This is a genomic window from Shewanella sp. 11B5 (genome assembly GCF_002836795.1).
GTDB classification, from domain to species: Bacteria; Pseudomonadota; Gammaproteobacteria; order Enterobacterales; family Shewanellaceae; genus Shewanella; species Shewanella frigidimarina.
The window spans coordinates 1-4,956 of the sequence record NZ_PJAP01000427.1 but is presented as its reverse complement, the minus strand read 5'-3'; the positions used below and the strand labels follow the sequence as shown (position 1 = coordinate 4,956).

Annotated in this window: 3 protein-coding genes; 1 reads left to right on the top strand and 2 read right to left on the bottom strand. The window is 44.4% G+C overall.

Annotation, left to right across the window (positions count from 1 at the left end):
- A partial coding sequence (locus CXF78_RS09965) for an NADH:flavin oxidoreductase (protein WP_219622065.1) occupies nt 1-974 on the top strand: 974 nt, incomplete at its 5' end.
- 150 nt (nt 975-1,124) lie between these two features.
- On the opposite strand, the gene mdoH is transcribed toward CXF78_RS09965, so the two are convergent.
- Together mdoH and CXF78_RS09955 are read right to left on the bottom strand one after the other, a co-directional pair.
- Complete coding sequence (mdoH, locus tag CXF78_RS09960; RefSeq protein ID WP_102036681.1) at nt 1,125-3,263, bottom strand: glucans biosynthesis glucosyltransferase MdoH; 2,139 nt, start codon at nt 3,261-3,263, stop codon at nt 1,125-1,127.
- The gene (locus CXF78_RS09955; RefSeq protein ID WP_374702280.1) at nt 3,260-4,807 is read right to left on the bottom strand and encodes a glucan biosynthesis protein G; all 1,548 of its coding nucleotides are present in this window, start codon (nt 4,805-4,807) and stop codon (nt 3,260-3,262) included. Before CXF78_RS09955 ends, mdoH begins: the two co-directional genes overlap by 4 nt.
- Nucleotides 4,808-4,956 lie beyond the last annotated feature (149 nt).

The following is a 4,956-nucleotide window of genomic DNA, read 5'->3' as shown; positions in this document are numbered from 1 at the left end:
TCACGAACGGACTGACCTTTAAAAACCGTTTAGTGGTGCCGCCAATGGCGTCACAAACCGCAGACCTAAATGGCTTAGCAACTGAAACGACCATCAATCATTACCATCATTTAGCCCAGTCGGGTGCAGGGTTGGTGATGGTAGAATACAGCCATGTAAATTTAGCAGGACGAAGTGAGTCTAATCAGCTTGGGGCGCATGATGATGCTTGCTTACCCGGCTTAAGCCAAATTGCCGCGACGTTACATAATGCAGGGGTAAAAACAGGCTTACAAATTACCCATTGCGGCGGCAAAGACAGTGCAGCTATTAGCGCTGATATTATGGGGCCGTCAGGCATTACCGTGCCAGCATATGATCGTGTATTACCAACCCCTAGAGCCATGACATTGGATGATATCAATCAATGGCAGCAGGATTTTGTTAGTGCTGCCATTCGTGCTGACAAAGCCGGATTTGATTTAGTCGAGCTGCACTGTGCCCACGGTTACGGTATTAATCAATGGTTATCTCCGCTGACGAATCAACGCCAAGACCAATACGGTGGCAGCCTTGAAAATCGCGCCAGAATATTGATCGAAATAGTCAGTAAAATAAAACAAGCGGCGCCAAGATTAGCAGTAATGACCCGCATTCCTGGGCAAGACGGTTATCCCGGAGGTTTGTCCCATGACGATATGGGCCAAATGAGCCAATGGCTAGTTGATGCGGGTGTTGAAATACTTAACGTATCATCAGGCATTGGTGGCTGGAATCGCCCTAAAGACAAACGCGGCGAAGGCTTTTTAGTTGAAGATGCAGCACCGCTGACAGGCACAACCACCGCGGCAGTAATTGGTGTCGGCGGCATTGAAAGTATTGATTACATCGAAACGATTTTAGCGACTAAGCAAGTCGATTTAGTGGCAGTAGGCCGGGCTATTTTGGCCGGACCAAGTGAGTTTGCAATCCGAGTGATGGCTCAACATAAATAATGCAGTAACATCAGCAATGGCTCGCGCTAAATGATGCTCTGGAGCCTAAATCTAATCTTAATTGCTGAGTATTAAGTACTAAAAAAGCCCCTCAATAACGCATTGTTGAGGGGCTTTTTTAGTAAGTGTTACAGAGACATACTGTAGAAGTTAGTTACCGATTGTTTTCAATTTCTGTAGATAATCCGCATTGTTTAATAATGCTATCACCTCTGCGGGTTCTAACCATGATTCTAATTGCGGTAAGCTTTCAGCATGATTTAATTTCCATTCCGCAATAATTCTCGGGGCATAAAACGTCGGTTTTTGTTCACCTACGTCTGGTAACTGAGCAAGGTGCCATTTAAGTAATAAAGGATTATTAACCAACCGACTGAACGGATGCATGTGTCGAAGATGGGACAAGTTAGCCTCGTTTTCCTTCACTTTAACCAAAATGCTAACTGGTTTTTTTTCTTCAGGCGCTCGCAGTAATCCGACTGTTTTAATCCATTTAGTTCGCCTCGCGCCGCCACTCAACCACGACAAAGGGATTGATAGCATCAACCCTATCGTAATCGGTAATAACCAGTAAAAGAGTTCTGTACTGAGCGATAGTGCGGTCAAAGCAAGCGCAACCCCAAACACGGTATGTCCAAGATGAGCACGCATCACTGACATCCAGCTCAATGCTCCATCGTCTCGAGATTGCGGCATCCAGCCACTGTCTTTGCCTCGAAATATAGACAATACCACGCCAAACTGCGACACCATCAGAATAGGTGCATACAGAGCAGACATAACCATTTCCAACAAGGTACTCAGAGTTAACAGTATTGGCCCGCCAAATCGTAAACACCGCGGAATATTAATCAAGGCAGCAAACCAGCCAAATGCTTTAGGTGCCAGCACAATGACCATTGATACCACAAACAGACTCAACGCGCGCTCAGAATCAAACACTGGCCAGGTTGGAAACAGCGATGGATTAGCAAAATACTCCGGACGTATAAATGCCGCCTGAACCGCAATCGCAAGCCCGACCATAATTAGCGCTAACCAAAAAATGGCGCTCAGGTAAGACATCACCCCAGACAAAAGATGCAATCGCGTCGGCAATGAGAAACCGCGAGCAAACATAAATGCTGAATGCTGTAAATTACCCTGGCACCAACGTCGATCACGGATCATCACATCAATTAACGACGGTGGAGCTTCTTCAAATGAAGCCTCAATATCGGTATCAAAACGCACTCCCCAACCTGCACGACGCAGTAACGCCGCTTCGATAAAGTCATGACTTAATACATGGCCGCCAAAAGGTGCTTTACCGGACAGAATAGGCAGATGACATGACTCAGCAAATGCTTTGGTGCGAATAATGGCATTGTGGCCCCAAAAGTTTGATGACAAACCATGCCAAGCCGACAAACCCTCGGCATAAATAGGACCAAAGCATTGATTGGCAAACTGTTGCAAACGGCTGTAAAGCGTATTAGCAAACACCAGTGTCGGTAAGGTTTGAATAAGACCGACGCCAGGTGCGCCAGCTAAACGACGTGATAATGTCACCATCGACTTTGCACTTATGATGCTGTCAGCATCAAGCACTATCATTGCCTCATAATCACCGCCCCAGCGCTGAACCCAGTCGCCGATATTACCGGCTTTACGTTCACTGTTTTGGTGACGACGACGGTAATAAACCGGACACAGTGGTTGGCTGTTATTGATAAGATCCAGAAAAGTCTGTTCCTCAGCAATCCATGCATCTGCTCGATTAGTGTCACTGAGAATAAAGAAAGCATATTTACCCGGTGCAGTAGCGATTAAATCTGCACTCATCGCCTCTATTGTGGCCCGAATACGCAGCGGATCTTCATTGTAAATCGGTAGCAATACCGCCGTTTTGAAATCTGGTTCTGTCTCATTCTCTTTAATCAGGCGCGGTTTGAGATGCAACAGAAAACCCAATAGTGCCTGTGAAAAAGCAAATGTAACCCACAGAAAGTTAACGCTAAACAACACCAAAAAAACCATTTGCAAACTGGTAATAGCATTGGTGTTAAGCACCAAATACATTTCTCTTATGCCATAAGTCGATAAGCTTGCTGTAACCATAAACACAAATAACTGTGCAACAAATGTGCGCAACGTAAACCACACAGTTTGTTGATTCGGAGTTAATCTATGACCCGGTTCAGAAACCTCATGACGAGACATCTCCAGTGGCGATTCATCTGGCAACGCACGTGCACCATAATAGGTATCGTTAACGTGAGCAGAAAGAGGATTGTTATTGTCTATCATAAAGGCCAGTCCTCTGCAGTAAATCGATACAGCCATGTCATACCAAGCGGTTTATCTTTGTTGCTTAGCTGTACACGTAACTCTGCAACCTCAGCATCTTGAGGATCGAACGTGATAAAAACTCTGGCACCATCAACACTGGGATTAGACTCAATACGTGATTCTAAAATAGCACCACTGCTGATACTGGCATCGACACGAATATGACTGACATCGTTGGCATTAATGTGACTGTAATCGATAACGATCTCATTTTTATCTGTCGATAATTTACGACCACCAGCAGTTCGAACCACTTTTACTTTGCCTTCGGTTTTAGGGATCTGATCCACCCAGGTCAATTGGTATGAGTAAGTGAATGGCTGACCTTTTTTCAAGCCTTGTTCTGGCTTCCAATAGGCAACAATATTGTCATTGGCTTCAGAATCCGATGGGATCTCAACCAGTTCGACTCTGCCCTTGCCCCAATCACCCGTTGGTTCAACCCACGCAGATGGACGAAGATGATAATTTGCTTCAAGATCTTGATAATAATCTAATTTTCGATGTGGCTGGATTAAACCAAATCCTTTAGGATTCTCATCCATAAAAGAACTCACTTGTAATCCACGAGGATTATTCAGTGGCCGCCAAATTTTCTCACTATTGCCTTTTTCCATTAGCAGGCCTTCAGAGTCATGTACCGCTGGACGGTAATCAGCAGTATCAGCGCGATCTATGCCGCCATGCATAAACATTGACGTTAACGGAGCCAGACCCACATTCTTAACATCCTGCCTTGGGAAAAGCTTAACATCGACGCCCATTCGGGTCGGATCGCCAGGGTAAATAGCAAATCGATAGGCTCCTGTTACACTCACACTGTCTAGTAACGCATGGACCACAATCGCCTCTTGATGGCTGGATGGACGTTCAATCCAAAACTTTTTAAATAAAGGATATTCTTCACCTTTAGGATCGGCAACATTGATGGCAAGTCCGCGGGTAGATAACCCATACGCTTGCCCTTTAGAGACCCCACGAAAATAACTTGCGCCCTGAAACACAAGAAATTCATCTTTATAATCATCGCGATTGATCGGGTAATGCAAACGAAACCCTGCATATTTACCGACTTGCTCCAGTAATTTGCCAATTGATTCATCTGGCACTCTGAAGGATGATTCAGAGACTTCTACCGGAAATGATTTGCCATTCTCGACCACGTCAATATCAACTAACTGTTTATAAATATACCCGGGAGCAAATAGTTGTATCGAAAAAGGCGTGGGCGCATTGCCCCAAATAGCAGCATGTTGTTGGAAATTAATTTGTCGATAGGTTGAATAGTCTATTTTAGCCAGCGCTTCAGGGGCTTTTTTCGGTTCAATAAAGGGAGTCAGGGACAGTTTTCGAGCAACGTCTACGACGCTGTCATGGGAGAACGACTTGCCATCAGTTTTGGATACAGGCGTTTCTGCATAAGCAATATTTACCGATGAAACTAAAAACAGTGATACCACGAGATTTACTAAAATTTTCAAAGAAAATCGATCATCAATCATTTGTTTTACGGGTAAATTGAAAAGTACATTAGCAATCCTTAACATATTGAAACTCCTTATTAAAAATTCACAAAATAGTTTCACAACATCGTACTAATAACGGATCTGTCCCTAGGATATTAATCTAGGGTGATGTTATTCAAAGCTGG